Origin of the sequence: Pseudoalteromonas sp. T1lg122 (assembly GCF_002964825.1) — a bacterium.
Classification (GTDB): domain Bacteria; phylum Pseudomonadota; class Gammaproteobacteria; order Enterobacterales; family Alteromonadaceae; genus Pseudoalteromonas; species Pseudoalteromonas gelatinilytica.
Window position 1 is genome coordinate 1 of the sequence record NZ_PQCG01000021.1, and the last position, 612, is coordinate 612.

5 tRNA genes are annotated in these 612 nt (G+C 45.6%); all 5 read right to left on the minus strand.

The annotated features are described in order from the left end of the window. Nucleotides 1-10: 10 nt before the first annotated feature. Nucleotides 11-95 (minus strand) — tRNA-Leu (locus C2M33_RS10120). Between the two features lie 87 nt (nt 96-182). Next, nucleotides 183-259 (minus strand) — tRNA-Met (locus C2M33_RS10125). Between the two features lie 4 nt (nt 260-263). Next, nucleotides 264-338 (minus strand) — tRNA-Gln (locus tag C2M33_RS10130). 36 nt (nt 339-374) lie between these two features. Further along, nucleotides 375-459, minus strand: a tRNA-Leu gene (locus C2M33_RS10135). Between the two features lie 70 nt (nt 460-529). After that, nucleotides 530-604 (minus strand) — tRNA-Gln (locus C2M33_RS10140). Nucleotides 605-612 lie beyond the last annotated feature (8 nt).

The following is a 612-nucleotide window of genomic DNA, read 5'->3' on the forward strand; positions in this document are numbered from 1 at the left end:
ATCAAGAACATGGTGCGGAAGGAGAGACTTGAACTCTCACAACCGAAGTTACTGGAACCTAAATCCAGCGCGTCTACCAATTCCGCCACTCCCGCATCATTCGTACTAAAAGTACTGGTAGTTATTTTAAACTCTTCATTGAGCGCAGCTTTAACTCCTGCAGAGCCATTCTAAAAGAAGAATGGTGGCTAAGACGGGATTTGAACCTGTGACCCCATCATTATGAGTGATGTGCTCTAACCAACTGAGCTACTTAGCCATTGTGGCTGGGATACCAGGATTTGAACCTGGGAATGGCAGGATCAAAACCTGCTGCCTTACCGCTTGGCGATATCCCAACAAAAGCTTGATAGTTTTAGTTCTCATCAAGAACATGGTGCGGAAGGAGAGACTTGAACTCTCACAACCGAAGTTACTGGAACCTAAATCCAGCGCGTCTACCAATTCCGCCACTCCCGCATCATTCGTACTAATGTACTGGTAGTTATTTTAGACTCTTCATTGAGTATTCTTTGTCACTTTGAGAAAGTGGCTGGGATACCAGGATTTGAACCTGGGAATGGCAGGATCAAAACCTGCTGCCTTACCGCTTGGCGATATCCCAACAAAGAA